General features: G+C 40.3%; 14 protein-coding genes and 1 pseudogene. 8 read left to right on the top strand and 7 right to left on the bottom strand.

What is annotated here, in order from left to right:
• Positions 1 to 105: 105 nt before the first annotated feature.
• Positions 106 to 969 carry a dienelactone hydrolase family protein gene (locus BC751_RS17590; RefSeq protein ID WP_130276770.1) on the bottom strand — a complete coding sequence of 288 codons (864 nt, stop codon included), beginning with the start codon at positions 967 to 969 and terminating at the stop codon, positions 106 to 108.
• A 190-nt stretch (positions 970 to 1159) separates the two neighbouring features.
• Between BC751_RS17590 and BC751_RS17585 the strand changes: the two are divergent.
• Together BC751_RS17585 and BC751_RS17580 are read left to right on the top strand one after the other, a co-directional pair.
• Positions 1160 to 3873: pseudogene (locus tag BC751_RS17585) on the top strand (M14 family metallopeptidase).
• Between the two features lie 92 nt (positions 3874 to 3965).
• Complete coding sequence (locus tag BC751_RS17580) at positions 3966 to 5408, top strand: PhoPQ-activated pathogenicity-related family protein (RefSeq protein WP_130276769.1); 1443 nt, start codon at positions 3966 to 3968, stop codon at positions 5406 to 5408.
• A 177-nt stretch (positions 5409 to 5585) separates the two neighbouring features.
• Here the strand turns inward: BC751_RS17580 and BC751_RS17575 are convergent, their stop codons facing one another.
• A complete protein-coding gene (locus BC751_RS17575) occupies positions 5586 to 6431 on the bottom strand; it encodes an OmpA family protein (RefSeq protein ID WP_130276768.1) in 846 nt (281 codons plus the stop codon).
• A 129-nt stretch (positions 6432 to 6560) separates the two neighbouring features.
• Between BC751_RS17575 and BC751_RS17570 the strand changes: the two genes are divergently transcribed.
• The 4 genes from BC751_RS17570 (at position 6561) to rfbB (ending at position 11147) form a co-directional block, all read left to right on the top strand.
• Positions 6561 to 7694 (top strand): aldose epimerase family protein, encoded by a 1134-nt coding sequence (locus tag BC751_RS17570; protein WP_130276767.1) that lies wholly within the window; start codon positions 6561 to 6563, stop codon positions 7692 to 7694.
• Between the two features lie 68 nt (positions 7695 to 7762).
• Positions 7763 to 8917 (top strand): glycosyltransferase family 4 protein, encoded by a 1155-nt coding sequence (locus BC751_RS17565; RefSeq protein WP_130276766.1) that lies wholly within the window; start codon positions 7763 to 7765, stop codon positions 8915 to 8917.
• A 69-nt stretch (positions 8918 to 8986) separates the two neighbouring features.
• On the top strand, positions 8987 to 10039 hold the full coding sequence (locus BC751_RS17560) for an NAD-dependent epimerase (RefSeq protein WP_130276765.1): 1053 nt from the start codon (positions 8987 to 8989) through the stop codon (positions 10037 to 10039).
• A 55-nt stretch (positions 10040 to 10094) separates the two neighbouring features.
• Entirely contained in the window at positions 10095 to 11147 is a 1053-nt protein-coding gene (gene rfbB, locus BC751_RS17555; protein WP_130276764.1) for a dTDP-glucose 4,6-dehydratase, read from the top strand.
• Positions 11148 to 11361: 214 nt separating this feature from the next.
• Here rfbB and pyrE read toward each other — a convergent pair whose 3' ends face one another.
• A complete protein-coding gene (pyrE, locus tag BC751_RS17550) occupies positions 11362 to 12012 on the bottom strand; it encodes an orotate phosphoribosyltransferase (protein WP_130276763.1) in 651 nt (216 codons plus the stop codon).
• 104 nt (positions 12013 to 12116) lie between these two features.
• Between pyrE and BC751_RS17545 the strand changes: the two genes are divergently transcribed.
• Complete coding sequence (locus BC751_RS17545) at positions 12117 to 12803, top strand: NUDIX hydrolase (protein ID WP_130276762.1); 687 nt, start codon at positions 12117 to 12119, stop codon at positions 12801 to 12803.
• Here the strand turns inward: BC751_RS17545 and coaD are convergent.
• The 4 genes from coaD to BC751_RS17525 form a co-directional block, all read right to left on the bottom strand.
• The gene (gene coaD / locus BC751_RS17540) at positions 12791 to 13246 is read right to left on the bottom strand and encodes a pantetheine-phosphate adenylyltransferase (protein WP_130276761.1); all 456 of its coding nucleotides are present in this window, start codon (positions 13244 to 13246) and stop codon (positions 12791 to 12793) included. The two genes, BC751_RS17545 and coaD, sit on opposite strands and share 13 nt — an antisense overlap.
• A gap of 97 nt (positions 13247 to 13343) precedes the next feature.
• Complete coding sequence (locus BC751_RS17535) at positions 13344 to 14153, bottom strand: DUF3822 family protein (protein WP_242617518.1); 810 nt, start codon at positions 14151 to 14153, stop codon at positions 13344 to 13346.
• Positions 14154 to 14179: 26 nt separating this feature from the next.
• The gene (locus BC751_RS17530) at positions 14180 to 14761 is read right to left on the bottom strand and encodes a hypothetical protein (RefSeq protein ID WP_130276759.1); all 582 of its coding nucleotides are present in this window, start codon (positions 14759 to 14761) and stop codon (positions 14180 to 14182) included.
• Positions 14762 to 14813: 52 nt separating this feature from the next.
• Positions 14814 to 15317 (bottom strand): NUDIX domain-containing protein, encoded by a 504-nt coding sequence (locus BC751_RS17525; protein WP_130276758.1) that lies wholly within the window; start codon positions 15315 to 15317, stop codon positions 14814 to 14816.
• 23 nt (positions 15318 to 15340) lie between these two features.
• On the opposite strand from BC751_RS17525, the gene BC751_RS17520 reads away from it, so the two are divergent.
• Positions 15341 to 16780, top strand: a complete 1440-nt coding sequence (locus BC751_RS17520; protein WP_130276757.1) for an ATP-dependent DNA helicase — start codon at positions 15341 to 15343, stop codon at positions 16778 to 16780.

Raw genomic sequence — 16780 nt, 5'->3', positions numbered from 1 at the left:
AAAGCGCTAGGAATACGAGTGAGGTGATTTGATTTTGTTGGGTATTAAATTAAACCCAAAAAACCCGGTTCATCATGTACCGGTTTTTTTGGGTTTATGGGGGTATTATTTGAATTTGCCTTGTAGATAGCTCAATGCCATTCCATATGCTTCTTTGGTGGCCTCTTTATCATGTTTTGCGTTGGAAGGGTTGGCAAAACCATGGACAGCATCAAAGATTTTGTATTCCAGGCTTTTTCCTGCTTTATCCATAGCTGCTGCAAATTCCTCTATAACGGCCTTGGAGATATACTCTTCTGTAGCAAATAAACCAAGAACATCAGAGTTCAATTTTTTCAATTGCTCAACATCCCTTACCGGCATGCCATAATAAATGATGGAACCCACATTTTGCTGGCCGAGCAAAAGGGCAGATTTTAGGGACCATGCTCCGCCGAAGCACCAGCCTACATTGGCTATTTTAGCATCTTTTCCAGCAAAATTTTTCGCCGCAAGGACTATATTTTCCAGCCTTTTTTCGTCTGTCCCCCTCATAAATGTACCTGCCTCCTGAGGGTTAGAGGTTACTTTGCCGTCATACATATCCAAGGCCAGGACATTGACTTTTCCTCCAAGGTCATTGTAAAATTTGTCAGCCTCTTCTTTGATATTATCGTTTAGTCCCCACCATTCCTGATAGACAAACAACCACTGATTGGAAGGTTCTTTTGACTTGATCAGGTAACCTGAGGCATCTTTGCCGTCAGCTGCAGGGAATGTTACCATCTTACCCAAACCTTCGAAATCAAAAGCTATAGGAGCAGGATGGAAGGCCACAAATTTAGGATCATCCAGAAAAGCGATCATTTCCGATGGACCAGTGTGACAGAGGGTGATTTCATTGTTGGCTTGTTTTTCTTCGCTTTGAAAAAACAACCAACCCAATAAGCCCAAAAGACTAAATTGGAATAATAGAATGATTTTTGACATGGTATGGTGTTTTAAAAGGTTTAACATTGCTAAAATTCGAATTGTTGAGAATTTACGATTTTTTACACCAATGGCAATTTGAGCAAGTAGAGAAAAAACCAATTAACCCTTATTCCTTCCGATTGTATTTCAATTTTTGTTTCAGAATCCCAATGCTATTAAATTAAGGCTATCAAATAATAACTTCGCTATGAGAAAATTTTACTTCTTGTGGGCAGTTTTGGGATGGTTAAGCCTTTCCATTGCACTGGCACAAAAAATCCCTACTCCAAAGGAACATTTTGGGTTTGAAATTGGAGAGGATTACAAGCTCGCTACTTTCACTGATCTGGAATCCTATTTCAAAAAAGTGGCTGAAATATCGGATAGGGCCATTTTTACAACCATTGGACCTACAGAGGAAGGCAGACAAATGCCTATGCTGATCATTACTTCTCCAGAAAATCATAAGAAACTGGACCGCTACAAGCAGATTTCCCAAACTTTGGGCAGGGCTGAGGTGGACGAAGCTGAAGCTTTGAAACTTGTGGCAGAAGGTAAACCTGTAGTCTGGATCGATGGAGGACTGCATTCTACAGAGACAGTGGGTTCACATCAGTTGATTCCGACCGTATATGAACTTTTGACCAGGACAGATGAGGAGAATATGAGAATTCTCAACGATGTCATTATCCTGGTGGTCCACACCAATCCTGATGGACATGAAATTGTGACCAACTGGTATATGGGGCCTTCAGATGTCAAGAAAAGGGACATGAGAACACCTTATATGTACCAGAAATACGTCGGGCATGACAATAACAGGGATTTTTTCATGAACAACATGAAAGAGACCATCAATGTATCTAGGGTCCAGTACATAGAATGGTTGCCACAGATCATCTTCAACCACCATCAGACTTCTCCTGCCGGAACAGTTGTAGCTGGGCCTCCTTACAGAGATCCCTTCAATCATGTGTTTGATCCTTTGATCATGACAAGTTTAGATGGTGTAGGCGCAGCGATGATCAACAGGTTAAACCTTGAAGGAAAGCCTGGATATACCCGATTGGGCGGTTCTGTGTTTTCTTCCTGGTGGAACGGGGGATTGAGGACCACTCCCTATTTCCATAACATGATCGGAATCCTGACAGAAATCACGGGAGGACCAACTCCTTCTGAGATTCCTTTGGTGCCAGAGCGCCTGATCCCTACCCATGCGACACCCTATCCAATAGAACCCCAGCCTTGGAATTTTAAAAAGTCCATCGATTATTCAGTTTCAATGAATTATGCGGTGTTGGATTTTGCCAGCCGTAATGGTGATGCCCTCTTACATAATATTTATAAAATGGGGAGAAACAGTATTGAAAGGGGAAATATGGACCATTGGACCAAGTACCCCAAAAGATCTGCTGAAGTCCAATCGGCCTTTGATGCAGCAAAAGAAAAAGCTGCAGCCGATGATCCTGAAATGGCCTACTATGGCATGAGAAGTGGACTTCCGGTAAAATATTTTGATACAGTTTTTAAAGATCCCAACTTAAGGGATCCAAGGGGCTTTATTATCCCTGCTGATCAGGCTGATTTCCCCACTGCAGTGCGGTTTATCAATGCACTGATCCGGTCCGGAATACAGATACACAAAGCAACGGCTTCTTTTTCCGTGAACGGTAAAAATTATCCTGCTGGATCTTATGTAGTTAAAGCTGCACAAGCCTTCAGACCCCATGTTCTGGATATGTTTGAGCCACAAGATCATCCCAATGATTTTGAGTATCCAGGAGGACCTCCCAAGCGTCCCTACGATGCCGCAGGTTGGACCTTGGCTTTCCAAATGGGGGTAGAGTTTGACAGGGTTTTGGATGCATTTGACGGTCCTTTTGAGGTACTCCCTTATGGTGTTGATGAAAAATTCCCTGCACAAAGAGTTCCGGGTGGTTCAGGCTTTCTCATTGATGCCAGAGGAAATAATGCTTTTATTGCTCTAAACGAACTCCTGAAATCTGGAGCGAATGTATACAGGACCACAACTTCCGTGTCAGGAATGCCGGCAGGGAGTTTCCATGTCTCTGGTTCAAGGGCTGTTCTTGAAAAGGCAGCTAAGGAATATGGCGTAAAAATGGTTGCAGCCGGCAGGCCTTCGGCTGCGGTAAAAATTAAACCTGCACGCATTGCCCTCTTTGATCATTACGGTGGTTCCATGCCTTCAGGATGGGTAAGGTGGATTTTGGAACAATATGAGTTTCCCTTCCAGGTCATCTATCCACAGGATATTGATAATGGTAACCTGAATGCCAAATATGATGTGATCTTATTTATCGGTCCCGGTGCTCCTGGCACAGTCCGAAGCTGGGGAGGTATGCCTAAGCCAGAAGACATAGATCCTCAATACCACAAATTATTGGGCAATCTTACCAAAGAAAAGTCCGTACCTGAATTGAAAAAATTCATGGAAGCCGGAGGGAATGTGGTAGCAGTAGGAGCAAGTACTTCTTTGGCTTTTGATCTTGGCTTACCGGTTACCAATGCATTGATTGAAAAATACCGGATGGTAGGGAGAGAAATTTACCGGGAGATAAGTATTACATCCCAGGAAGTATCCTGAAAGCAAATTTGGATTCCAGTGACCCTGCAAACTGGGGGATGGGAGAAGCTGCCCATATGGTTTTCAACAACAGTCCTGTATTCAACCTCGCACCGGATGCTCTGCTTCAAGGGGTAAAACCTTTGGCCTGGTTCGGTACAGAATCTCCATTGGTTTCTGGTTGGGCATGGGGAGGTTCTTACCTGAGAAATGGAGTAGTAGCTTTTGAAGCCCCAATTGGAAAAGGTAAACTTTATGCATTTGGTCCGGAAATTACCTTTAGGGCCCAAGCGCACAATACCTTCAAGCTCTTGTTCAATCAGTTGTATGTAAAATGAGCAGAATATAATATTTAAATCAAATGGCACGGAGGTTATTACTTTTGTGCCATTTGTTTTTTAGATTCCGTTACAAATAAACCCAATCTGCTATGTTCAAAAGATTTTCTTCAAACTCCCTGATCTTTTTATTCCTTATTAGTGCTTTAGGTGTTTTTTCTTGTCAGCCTAAAGAAGGGGAAAATATTACAGAAGAGAGCCGCTCTTCCACCTTGTTGAAGGATTATGTCCATGCCCCTGACCCTTCTTTTCGTTATGAACTCATTCATTCTGTAGAAAAGGAAGGTTATGTTTACCATGTTGTAAGAATGGTTTCCCAAAACTGGTTGAGTAAGGAGATCGTCAATGAGACCGAGTGGTGGCACTGGGTATCCATGGTGGTGCCCAAAGATGCTGCATTTGATACAGGATTGATGTGGATTGGCGGTGGCAGCAAAAATTCAAAATTGCCGGAACAACCGGATCCTTTGATTTTGGAAGCTGCAACACGGACCAATTCGATTGTGGCGCAAATCCATAATGTTCCTTTTCAGCCTTTGGTTTTTGAAAATGATACTTTTGGTGATCGTTATGAAGATGCCATTATTGCTTATGGTTGGAGAAAATTTTTAGAAGGAGGAGCGAAAGATGAGGATGCCATTTGGTTAGCGAGATTGCCCATGACCAAAGCAGTGAAGCTGGCCATGGATGTTGTTTCTGAGGTAGCGAAAGATAAACACGGTAAAACTTTGGATAAATATGTGGTCGCCGGAGCTTCCAAAAGGGGCTGGACTACCTGGACTACGGCAGCGGTGGATGATAGGGTAGTGGCCATGGTTCCCATTGTTATAGATCTTTTGAATATCGTGCCGTCTTTCCAGCACCATTGGAGAAATTATGGTTTTTGGGCACCTGCAGTGGATGATTATGTACGAGAGGGAATTATGGATTGGCAGGGAAGCAAGGAATATGACAGGTTATTGGAAATTACCGAGCCCTATTCCTTCCGGGACCAATATGATATGCCCAAACTGCTTATCAATGCCACAGGAGACCAGTTTTTCCTGCCTGACAGTTGGAAATTTTATTGGGATGGATTGAATGGAGAAAAACATTTGCAGTATATTCCCAATTTTGGCCATGACCTTAGGGAATCAGATGCCCTTCCCAATATGATCTCTTTTTATGCTTCGGTATTAAACGGTACTCCTAGGCCAAAATATGATTGGAGAATTGAAGGAGAAAAGATCATTATTACCACCGATCCCAACCAAAAACCGGCTTCTATCAAGCTTTGGTCAGCGACAAATGAAGAAGCCAGGGATTTCAGAATAGATGTTTTGGGACCAAAATGGACCTCCTCTGAAGTTTTGGTCAATGAAAGCGGGAGATACGAAATTAATTTAAAAGAACCGGCAAAAGGATTTACAGGATACTTCGTAGAAATCACCTATCCAGGTCAGGCCCCTATCAAAGTGACAACAGGTGTGGAAGTATTGCCAAAAACTTATCCCTTTGCGGCCTTTGAAGCGGAAGCTCCAAAAGGGAGTTTTTGATAAAAATGATTCTTAGGCACAGCTTGGTGGAAGCTGGGTGAAATGCTTACCGTAATAAAAAAATCCCCTCCATACCTAGCGAGGGGATTTTTGAATTAACAATTAACAACATGATGAAAAAATGTACCAAACAATCAAATACTGTGGTAGTTGGTTTTTATTATAGTTGGTTTGGGATTATTCAATCATGGCAAAGAATTTATCTAGATCAGGGATGATCACAATACGGGTTCTTCTGTTCCGGGCCATATTTTCAAGACTATCATTTTCAACAACAGGGATATAGCTTGCTCTTCCAGCTGCGATAAGCTTTTCAGGAGCTACATTGTATTTGTTCTGTAATAATCTTACGATAGAAGTTGCTCTTTTTACGCTCAGGTCCCAGTTGTCCTGCAGAACCCCGGTCTGAATGCTCCTCGGATCGGTGTGTCCTTCTATCATGACTTCCACTGCAGGTTCTGCATTGATCACATCAGCCAGTTTTTTCAAAAGTCCTTCCGCATTTCTGGACACTTGATAAGAACCGGTGTTGAACAATAACCTATCTGAAACATTGATCATCACCACGGTTTTGTCCACACTGATGGAAATGTCTTCATCCTGTTCTGCGGAGCCATCAGAGATGGATTTTTTCAAATTGTAGGAGATCGCCAGATTGACAGAATCTTCCAATGTTTTAGCATTGGCCAAGTCATAGGGGTCTACCTTTGCCAAGGTAGCATTCATTTTTTGCTTGGTGTTTTTGGACATGGGCGTTTTGCTGTTCAGGTCAAACAGGGCATCATTTTCACTGCGAAGAGAGTTGATCCTGGCATTGTATTCATCTACTCTGGCCTGGATGCGTCCCATTCTGTCTTCGAGGATTCTCTTTTCTGCCTCTAGGGCCTCCTTTTCATTTCTTGTTTCCGCCAAGGTAGCTTCTGTGCGGAAAAGGTCATTTTGCAGTTCTACGTATTTCTTTTTTGAAACACAGGAAACGGTCAGGGTAGCTAAGGCTACAGAAAAAAGCATGAGTTTTTTCATATCGGTCGGTTTTTTTTAAAATGCTCTTTTCCAAAAATGAAGCCATCTAAAAAACACTTGTTGAAATGCTCCTAAAAATGGCAGGAAATTCAGGTATTTAGTTTTAAATTACCTGAAAAACAACCTGAAATGAAAAAACAACTATCCCAGCTTCTGCTATTGTTATGCTTTCTATCAGTAATTTCTTGTCAAAAAAAAGAGAGAAATGAAGTGAAAAAAGAAATTGACTTTGATATCCATGTCCACAACATAAAAATGGGGGACAATCAGGCAAAAGTATTCCATCTGAAAAACGGAAAGGGCATGGAAGTGGAACTGCTCAGTTATGGAGGGATTTTGTCAAGGATTGTTGTTCCGGACAAAGATGGTAATTTTGAAAACATCCTGCTGACCTATGATAGACCGGAGGATTTTTTTAAGGATACTTATTTTTTTGGAGCAACTACGGGAAGATATGCCAATAGAATTGCCAAGGGTAGGTTTGAACTGGATGGTAAGATTTATGAGCTGGCCAAAAACAATGGTGAAAACCATTTGCACGGAGGAAGGGAAGGATTCAATAAAAAGTTTTGGGAAGCAGAAATTATGGAAATGGATGAGGCTGTAGGGGTGAAGATGACTTATGTCAGCCCAGATGGTGAAGAAGGTTATCCCGGTAATTTACAGACTACCATGACCTTTGTATTGGACCATGACAATAAATTGTCTATCACCATGAGGGCAGAAACAGACCAACCGACTATCGTAAACCTGACCCATCATGGATATTTTAACCTGAGCGGTATGAAGGAAGACATCCTTGGGCATGACCTCACAATCCATGCGGACTATTACACTCCGGTAAATGAAGGTTTGATTCCCACAGGTGAATTGTTACCTGTAAAAGGCACTCCATTTGACTTTACCAGTCCACGTAAAGTTGGGGAAAGTATAGAAGAGACTGGTATGGGCTACGACCATAATTTTGTAGTCAAAAAGGAGCATGATGGCAAACTCAGTAAAATGGCAGAGCTCGTACACCAGCCTTCCGGAAGGAAGTTCACGCTTTATTCCAATATGCCTGGTGTGCAGTTTTATTCCGGTAATTTCCTGGATGGAAAACAAGTGACAGAGGGAGTGAGGTATTCCAAAAATTTTGGATTATGTCTTGAGCCTCAATTTTTTCCTGATTCACCTAATCAGCCACATTTTCCTTCTGCGAGACTCAATCCAGGAGAAGTTTATGAACACCATATTGTCTATGAGTTTGAAGTCCTGAAGTAAATTTCAAGATTTTCATTCACCGAAGGCAATAAAAAGTTAAATTTGGCTTTTTAAAATTTAAAAACTGCATGCCAAAATTAATTCGAGTTACCACAGTACCCCTTTCTCTCAAACTTTTATTGGCAGGACAGATGAAGTTTATGAAGGAAGCCGGTTGGGATGTATTGATGGTGAGTGCAGACGGGAGAGAGGTTAATGAAGTGACCAAGAGGGAAGGGGTTCCGCATCATATTATTCCTTTTACGAGAAAAATTACCCCTTTCAGGGATTTATATTGCTTATGGTTGCTTTTTAGACTTTTTAAAAAGGAAATGCCGGATATTGTTCATTCACACACTCCGAAAGCAGGACTGCTATCCATGTTGGCAGCAAAATTGGCGGGAGTAAGGGTAAGAATCCATACTGTAGCAGGGATGCCATATATGGTGGCCGAAAAGAATAAAAAGAAACTGCTTATTTTGATGGAGAAGTTGACTTACCGTTGGGCCACGGAAGTTTGGCCAAACTCCCAGTCTCTTAAGGAATTCATGTTGAAGGAAGGCCTGGTACAGGAGTCCAAAATAAATATCATAGGTATGGGATCCTCCAATGGGGTGGATATTAATAAATTTAACAGAAGTTCCCTTTCAGAAAACCACCTCATTGCCGCAACCATGCGTATTGCTCCTTCTGAAAATGATTTTCTGATATTAGCGGTAGGCAGGTTAGTCAAAGACAAAGGTATTGAAGAACTTGTTGAGGCTTTCTTGGCCTCTAAAATCGTGAATTATTCCAAATTGGTCCTTTTGGGATCATTTGAACAGGAACTCAAACCAATTAATGGGGAAATTGTAAGGAAAATCCAGGATCATCCTAGAATTGTCCAGATTGAATGGACAGATCATGTGCCCCACTACCTGGCCATGGCTGATGTTCTCGTACACGCTTCTCACAGGGAAGGCTTTCCCAATGTGTTGCTTGAAGCCGGTGCCATGCAGGTACCTGTTATCTGTTCCGATATTATAGGAAACGTGGATGTCATTACCCACAGAAAAACAGGTTTAATTTTTCCAGTGAAAAAGAAGGATATCTTGAAAGAAGCCTTGGAATTTGCTTTCGTAAAAAGGGATTTTATGCAGGAATTGGCAGATAATCTTTATCAGGAAGTTTTGGAAAAATACCAACGAAACAAAATGCACCAATTGATCCTTGACAATTATGAGCGGCTTTTGTCAGATAAATGAAAAAAACCCTGTAAAATTGGGCTTTGAATTACTTCATGAATCTAATTTTTGAATGTATTGAAAAACAAAATGAAATATTTGATAACCGGTACAGCCGGATTTATTGGATTCCACTTGGCTAAACAGCTTTTGGAAAGAGGCGATAGGGTAGTTGGCCTGGATAATATCAATGATTACTATGATGTCAACCTCAAGTTTGGAAGGTTGAAAGACTCCGGTATTGACAAGGAGGAGATAAAAGACCATGAACTCGTTCAGTCCAAAAAATATGAGGGGTATTCATTTGTAAAGGCGGATTTAAGTGAAAAGGCATTTTTGTTTGAATTGTTCCAAAAAGAGCAGTTTGATGTGGTGGTCAATTTGGCTGCACAGGCAGGTGTTAGGTATTCTTTGATCAACCCTGACGCTTATATTGATGCCAATATTACCGGATTTTTAAATATTTTGGAGGCTTGTAGGGCTTTTCCTGTCAATCATTTGGTGTATGCCTCTTCCAGTTCTGTTTATGGGGCAAATACTAAAATGCCTTTTTCTACATCTGATAATGTGGACCATCCATTAAGTTTGTATGCCGCATCCAAGAAATCCAATGAACTGATGGCGCATACTTACAGTCACCTGTTCAAAATTCCCACTACCGGACTCAGGTTTTTTACTGTATACGGGCCTTGGGGAAGGCCGGATATGGCGTTGTTCCTGTTCATTGAAGCCATGAAAAAAGGAGAGCCAATTCAGGTTTTCAATCATGGAAAGATGAAAAGGGATTTTACTTATGTAGAAGATATTGTAGAGGGTATCATCAGGGTGGCGGACAGGCCGCCCAAAGGAAATCCGGAATGGAATGGAAATAAGCCGGATCCAGGTAGTTCTTATGCCCCATTTAAAGTGTATAATATTGGCAATTCAAGCCCAGTTGAGCTTATGGATTATATTGGGGCTTTGGAAAAAGCGCTTGGTATTGAAGCCAAGAAAGAATTGCTTCCACTTCAACCTGGTGATGTTCCGGCTACTTTTGCTGATGTATCCGACCTGATGAGGGATACAGGATATAAACCCAATACACCGGTAGAAGTTGGCGTGGCAAGATTTGTGGAGTGGTACAATACCTATTATGGAAATTAAAACCTCTTTTTGGGGCTAAGTTTTTGGAAAACACACTGTTTAATAAATGAACAATATGAAAAAAAGTATTTTGATTACAGGAGGTGCTGGCTTTATCGGGTCCCATGTGGTTAAACTTTTCGTTGAAAAATATCCGGAATACAGGATAGTAAACTTGGATTGCCTTACCTATGCTGGAAATCTTGAAAACCTCAAAGAAATAGAGGGTGCAGATAATTATCACTTTGAAAAGGTCAATATTTTGGATGAAGCAAGCCTGGTAGAAGTATTTGAAAAGCATAGCATCACTGATGTTATTCATTTGGCAGCAGAATCTCATGTGGATAGGTCCATTACAGATCCTTTGGCCTTTGTCAAGACCAATATCATTGGAACCGTTAACTTACTGAATACGGCCAAGTCATTTTGGAGAAATTACGAAGATCATCTTTTTTATCATATTTCGACTGATGAAGTTTATGGGTCTTTGGACGAAGGAGGTTTCTTTTTGGAAACCACCCCTTATGATCCGCAGTCACCGTATTCAGCATCTAAGGCCTCATCAGACCACTTTGTAAGGGCCTATGCCAATACCTATAAAATGAGGACTGTAATCACCAATTGTTCCAATAATTATGGTCCCAATCAATTTCCAGAAAAACTGATACCACTTTGTATCCATAATATAAAAAACAACAAGCCATTACCTGTTTATGGCAAAGGAGAAAATATCAGGGACTGGCTTTACGTTGTGGACCATGCGCGCGCTATTGATTTGGTATTTCATGAAGGGAAAAAAGGTGAAACCTATAATATCGGCGGTTTCAATGAGTGGAAGAACATTGATATTGTGAGGCTTCTCTGTAAAAAAATGGATGAAAAGCTAGGTAGGGAGCCCGGCACATCCGAAAAGCTGATCACTTTTGTAAAAGATAGGGCGGGGCATGATCTTCGTTATGCAATTGATGCCACCAAAATCCAGAAAGAGTTAGGGTGGGAACCTAGTTTGCAGTTTGAGGAAGGCATTTCCAAAACCATAGATTGGTATTTGGAAAATGAGGAATGGTTGAAAAATGTAACTTCGGGAGCTTATCAGCAATATTATTCAGAACATTACCATAACCGGTAAAACGTTCAGAAATAAAAAGAGGCTGTCCTTTATGTCAATGCTTTAAAACCTTACCCAAATTTCATTTGGTATTCAATTAGTAAAACTTTGAGCCTTAGAGCCTTCGGGGTATTTTTTGCCACAAAGCCACTAAGTCGCCAAGGAATTGATGCTTAAACAGCATTTTTGTTTGGGTAACAAATATCAAGTTCTATTGATAAGACAGCCTCTTTTTTTATCTTATCCCTTGCCAGCTACTTGGATCTTTTCTCCATTCCACCAAAGAGGCAAGGGTATGGTCATCAATATAATCATTGGCCAAAGCCTGGGGAAGCATGGCAGAATAATTGCTTAAACAGACCAATTTAACATTGGCATCGGAAAAATTGCTATTGGCTATATCAAAGCCATAGGTGAAAATAGCTACCATCCCCAATACCTCAAACCCAGCATTTTTTAAATCCTGAACAGCTTTCAATGAACTTCCACCCGTAGATATCAGATCTTCCACAACCACTACTTTCTGGCCTTCTGTAACTTTTCCTTCAATCATATTTTCCATTCCATGACCTTTTGGTTTGGATCTAACATAAAGGAATGGAAGATTTAAACTATCTGCGATTAATGCACCTTGAGGAATTCCAGCTGTTGCCACTCCTGCTATTGCTTCCACTTCTGGGAACTTAGATTGCACAGCTTTTACAAGATTTTCTTTGATAAAAGACCTAACCTCCGGATAGGATAGTGAAAGTCTATTATCACAATAAATTGGTGATTTCCAGCCGGATGCCCATGTGAATGGTTTTTCAGGTTGAAGTCTGATTGCCTTGATTTCCAATAATTTTGCTGCCACCTGGGCAGCTATCTGATTGTCAAATATGTCCATGGCTCAAAATTAAAGGATAAAAAATAAGGGGGTACTGTGAGGGGTGAAAAATTTTATGCATTTTTGGCAGGAATTCAATTGTTTTTGGCAAACCCGACCCAGCCATGAAAATTTTCATCAATGACAAGCCTTTGGATATTGCTTCATCCGATGAATTGCCAAAGGAAAAGACTTATGAATGTGTCTATGACCATCCCGTTGACTTACCGTCTTCATCGGAATTTCATGAGGATGTACTGATAATTGAACCCAGTAGGGATGTTATCATTAAGCTTTTGTATGTGCTGCGGACCCGAAAATTAAAGCATCTTGATTCAGTTACTATCCTTACAGAAAACAAAAAAGAAATCAAGGATTTTATCAAAAGTAGGTTTACTGTGATCAAAGCAGCAGGTGGAGTCGTGACAAAGGAGCAGAAAGTTCTTTTCATTTACAGGTTTGGCAAATGGGACCTTCCCAAGGGGAAATTTGATAAAGGGGAATCGCCTGAAGAATGTGCAGTTAGGGAGGTCGAAGAGGAATGTGGTATCAAAGTCAAACTGGGACCGGAAATCTGCAAAACCTGGCATACCTATACCCACAACAGGAAAAGTATTTTAAAGAAGACTTATTGGTATGCCATGGAATGCATCAACGATTCAGGCCTTAAGCCTCAAAAAGAAGAAGGGATTGAAGATATCCGCTGGATGGGGCACCATGAAGCCAAAGTGGCCTTGGTGAATTCCTATCCTTCTATGCGGTACCTGTATAAGCGTTTTTTAAAACTTGTCCCCAAGGTTCATACCTCGTAGGGTAGATAATCGCTTACATCTCCACCATAGCGATGCACTTCACGGATAATGGTTGAACTGACAGCTGCATATTGCGGAGAAGTGATAAGGAAGACAGTTTCCAAATCAGGATTGAGTTTCCTGTTCATTTGGCTGATGGTGTTTTCATATTCAAAATCCGTAGTATTTCTCAGCCCTCTGACTAAAAATTTTGCTCCATATTGTTTCGCAACCGTTGAAGTCAGGTCGTTGTAAACCAGTACACTTACTCTTGGATTATCATTGTAAAGCTCTTCAATTTTCCCGACCATGGTTTCAATTTCAAAATAGCGGTTTTTTTTGGCAGAATTATAGCCAATGCCAATGATCACTTCATCGAAAATATTGAGACTTCTTTGGACGATGTCATGATGCCCTTTGGTGAATGGGTCAAAAGATCCCGGGAAGATGGCTATTTTTTTCATGTGAAATTTTGAGATTGCTTAATCGACGTTTTAAAATATTGTACTTTTTCTCTTCAATAAACATGGCTAAGGATCACAGCCAAAATCTACTGATATATCAAGCGGTTTCCCAATGGGATTCAAAATGGTTGGTTTTGGCAAAAGACTCCGTTCCCGGTTGATAGCTTTGGTTGAAATGGATTTGTTCTATTTTAAAATTTTTGAAGTAATCCATAGCCCAATCAGTTTTTATTTCAAAAAGACCATGTTTGCCAAATACCGTAAACCTGCAGTGCTTTCTGTCAAAGCCCAATTGACTGGTAATGCCAAACAGGTACTTCAACAGGTCCTCTTTAGTTTTCGCATTGAATTTGTTAAAAAGTACTAACCCTTGTTTATTGAATGCCGAAACATAAAATGATTTATCGAACAAATAAATCAATATTTCTTGTGGAAGTAACTTAGATTTTTCATTCAGACAATAGGATAAAAAAGAACTGGCTCCATGGTGAAATACAACATTGGACTTCCCATCACTTAGTAATTGGAATAACTTGGTGTCCATACCTCCCACCAATTGTATGTTGTTGCTGTCCAAGGAGGTGTAGAATGTTTTTAACCCAAAAGCAAGATCACCTGAAAAAGAGAGATATACATCCAAAAAGTCAGGATTGAATACAGCTCCGGGCACTAAAGAGAAATACTGGTTGTGCACAAATACTTTGGTAGGAACATCTAATTTATAGAGTTCATCTTTCCAAACTTGGGAAATCGGCTTTTCAGCAGAAGCCAGAAGATTCCAAGTGTGTACAGCAACGACCTTCTGATTGATGTCCTTGGCCAAAAGGATCCTTATATCATCATATAAGAAAAGCGATAAATACGAAACCATTTTGGAATCATATTTATCGCAGTATAGTTTTTTCAAGATATTTTCAGTCGTTTGAACCAAAATTACTCCCAGTTTCCTGAAGTAGATGAATCAGTCCTAGAACCTACCCTAAGGGCTTTTTCTTTGTTATTCATTCTCCTTTTAGGATTGATCGGATCAGGATCTCTGATTTCAAATACACCGATTTGTCTTTGGCTTCTTTCAATTTTATCTGCAAAGAATTCAAATTCTTTTCCACCGGATCCCGGAACGATATTCAAGTTCTCCAAATTGAAATTAGGATATCTTCTTTCATTGAATAGAGAGTCAATAACAGGTACTGATCCTAGGGTATCATAGGATACGGTAATTTCTTCCTTACCGTAAGCCAAAAGTTTTGTGGTTTCTTTTCTTTGGACAATCCAGATATCACCTTCCTCAATGAATTTTTTAAGATCCTGCCAGTTTGAAGCATATTCTCCATTGGCTGCCATATAGGCAATCTGTGCATCTCTTAACATTTGAAGCTTTTCAATAATTCTGGACTCGATGGCTGCAATTCTTTTTTCTTCTTGCATCACATCGTCAACACTCTTGTAAAGCATATAGCCTAAACCAAGAGCCCCCAATAAGAAAACTACGGATAAAATTCTGGTTAGCGTCATTTTTAAGATGTTTTAATCTTTTATAAAGGTTGATGGTAATTTTTATAAGGTGCTATTTTATAGAATTATTTTCAAAATTAAAATATCCATTCCATTTTCTCACATCATTCAGTGATTTTATTCCCCAAAAAATGGGATGTTTTTCTGGATTTTTGATCAGACTCAGTTTTTCAAGGTTCAAATAGCCAATTTCTATGATCAACTGCTTGCTATCATCAAGCTCAGGATCTATTCCCATTTTTAAACTTCCTCCAATTTCTTCTACCGAAAAAAAGAGTTCAATTGCATGTAAAGGTGGTTCCAGGAATTCATGGGCGCATACAAAATCTTTGACTTGTATGACCAAACCGGTTTCTTCCAAAAATTCCCTTTCCAGATTTTCTTGTACAGAATAGCCATACTTCATCCCGCCTCCGGGAACATTCCAGAAATACCTATTTACAGACATTTTATGTTTGATCATTAAAATTTTGTCATTTTTGATCAATATGCCATTTACTCTTGTTCTAAGCCTTCCCCCAAATTTATCTACTAGCTCTTTTTCCAATTTTGTCATATTACACTTAGATTGCTTCTGCAATGATGAGTAAAGATAAAGAAGTAGAAATAAAGCCTTCGGTTCTCCTGTCAAAATATTTTCCATTCGTTCCCACTGAGGGACAAAAGGTTTTTTTTCTGAAAATGGACAGGTTTTTTGATAAGGGAGCGCTTGAAACCCATGCCTTTATTTTGAAAGGGTATGCCGGTACCGGTAAAACATCTCTTATTTCGGCCTTGGTCAGGATCCTTCCCCGCTTAAAGACTAAGTCAATGCTTTTGGCTCCGACCGGCAGGGCAGCCAAGGTAATGGGTAATTATAGCCGAAAATCTGCTTTCACTATCCATAAAATAATTTACCGCCCCAAGGATCAAATTGGGGAAATGGGAGCAGGTTTTGAACTGGTCAAAAATTACCATAAAGATACCCTGTTTATTGTAGATGAGGCTTCCATGTTGGCAGATGAAGTTGTGGGAGGAAGGAGCCTTTTGAGAGACCTGATACACTTTGTGTTTCAGGATTCCAGTAACCGCCTATTACTTGTCGGAGATACGGCCCAGCTCCCACCGGTGGGAAGCAGTCAAAGCCCGGCTTTGGTTGCCGATTACATGATCCGGAATTTTAGACTTAAAGTTGAAAGTATTGAACTAACCGAAGTCATGCGGCAAGAGCTTGAATCGGGAATTTTGTTCAATGCTACCCATCTCAGAAATCAAATTCATTCCAAGCTGCCTGAAATTACATTTAGGACTAATGGATTCAAGGACTTTTTTAAAATGACCGGAGAGAGGCTGGAAGACGGATTAAGGTATGCTTACAACAAATACGGGGTTGAAAATACAGCCATCATCACCAGATCCAATAAAGCAGCAGTACAGTATAATCAGTACATCCGTAGGACCATTCATTTTTATGATGATGAAATCAGTGCAGGAGATTTTTTAATGATTGTGAAAAATAATTACACCTACATGGCAGATTCTGACAAAGTTAATTTTTTGGCCAATGGAGACTTTGTGGAAGTGATTAAAATAAGATCCTTCGAAGAAATGTATGGTCTAAGATTTGCTACTTTGGAATTGAGGCTTCTGGATTATCCGGAAGAACCTTTCTTTGAGGCAAAAGTCATTATGGATACCCTGTATTCTTCAGGACCTTCTTTGAGCCATGCAGAGTATAAAGAGTTGTACAGACAGGTATCGGAAGATTATTCAGATGTAGCCAATAAGGCGGAAAGAATGGAATTGATAAAAAAAGATCCTTATCTTTCAGCCCTTCAGGTTAAATTTGCGTATGCACTGACATGTCATAAATCGCAGGGCGGTCAGTGGGATGCCGTATTTGTGGATCAAGGCTACCTGACAGACGATATGGTCAATGCTGATTATATCAGGTGGCTTTACACCGCAGTAACAAGGGCAAAGAAGGAGTTATTCATGGTAAACTTCCATTCAAAGTTTTATATTAGCAACAAAGAATAA

It is taken from the genome of Cecembia calidifontis, from assembly GCF_004216715.1.
GTDB classification, from domain to species: domain Bacteria; phylum Bacteroidota; class Bacteroidia; order Cytophagales; family Cyclobacteriaceae; genus Cecembia_A; species Cecembia_A calidifontis.
The sequence above is the reverse complement of the archived record's forward strand: the minus strand, read 5'-3'. Positions and strand labels throughout refer to the sequence as shown.

Bases quoted from the DNA above. Each gene is read 5' to 3' on its own strand.
- coaD (WP_130276761.1), bottom strand. From the start codon at position 13,246: ATGAAAAAAATAGCCATCTTCCCGGGATCTTTTGACCCATTCACCAAA.
- BC751_RS17570 (WP_130276767.1), top strand. From the start codon at position 6,561: ATGAAAAAACAACTATCCCAGCTTCTGCTATTGTTATGCTTTCTATCA.
- BC751_RS17520 (WP_130276757.1), top strand. From the start codon at position 15,341: ATGATGAGTAAAGATAAAGAAGTAGAAATAAAGCCTTCGGTTCTCCTG.
- BC751_RS17525 (WP_130276758.1), bottom strand. From the start codon at position 15,317: ATGACAAAATTGGAAAAAGAGCTAGTAGATAAATTTGGGGGAAGGCTT.
- BC751_RS17575 (WP_130276768.1), bottom strand. From the start codon at position 6,431: ATGAAAAAACTCATGCTTTTTTCTGTAGCCTTAGCTACCCTGACCGTT.
- BC751_RS17565 (WP_130276766.1), top strand. From the start codon at position 7,763: ATGCCAAAATTAATTCGAGTTACCACAGTACCCCTTTCTCTCAAACTT.
- pyrE (WP_130276763.1), bottom strand. From the start codon at position 12,012: ATGGACATATTTGACAATCAGATAGCTGCCCAGGTGGCAGCAAAATTA.
- BC751_RS17560 (WP_130276765.1), top strand. From the start codon at position 8,987: ATGAAATATTTGATAACCGGTACAGCCGGATTTATTGGATTCCACTTG.
- BC751_RS17590 (WP_130276770.1), bottom strand. From the start codon at position 969: ATGTCAAAAATCATTCTATTATTCCAATTTAGTCTTTTGGGCTTATTG.
- BC751_RS17580 (WP_130276769.1), top strand. From the start codon at position 3,966: ATGTTCAAAAGATTTTCTTCAAACTCCCTGATCTTTTTATTCCTTATT.
- rfbB (WP_130276764.1), top strand. From the start codon at position 10,095: ATGAAAAAAAGTATTTTGATTACAGGAGGTGCTGGCTTTATCGGGTCC.
- BC751_RS17545 (WP_130276762.1), top strand. From the start codon at position 12,117: ATGAAAATTTTCATCAATGACAAGCCTTTGGATATTGCTTCATCCGAT.
- BC751_RS17530 (WP_130276759.1), bottom strand. From the start codon at position 14,761: ATGACGCTAACCAGAATTTTATCCGTAGTTTTCTTATTGGGGGCTCTT.